Source organism: Leucothrix pacifica, assembly GCF_003172875.1.
GTDB lineage: Bacteria > Pseudomonadota > Gammaproteobacteria > Thiotrichales > Thiotrichaceae > Leucothrix > Leucothrix pacifica.
On record NZ_QGKM01000054.1, the window covers coordinates 2,527 to 2,867 of the forward strand.

At 43.7% G+C, this 341-nt stretch carries 1 pseudogene; it reads left to right on the forward strand.

The annotated features are described in order from the left end of the window. Positions 1-319 (forward strand): annotated as a pseudogene (locus DKW60_RS24765) (hypothetical protein); the annotation flags it as partial. Positions 320-341: the final 22 nt, after the last annotated feature.

The window sequence follows — 341 nt, forward strand, 5'->3', positions numbered from 1 at the left end:
CAACATGGAAGTTACCCGTCTGACGCATTACTTTCGAATTAAGAAGATGGTGGCTTTACTGGTGATTGGGTTTTGTTGGGCGCATAAAACAGGTGAATGGAAGCACAAAATGATTAAGCCGTTACGTGTTAAAAATCATGGCCGCCTTGAGAAAAACCTGTTCCGCTATGGCCTGGATCACCTGACCGATCAGTTGATGTCAGGTGCGTTGGATGCACTGGAGACTAGTCGCTTATTATTGTTGTTTCTGTGCCCACCTGACTGGTTGGAACCTACTAAATCAACGAATGGCTATGGTTTTTCAATCGTGGATTTCTAAATTGTCGTGTACAGAGAAAACA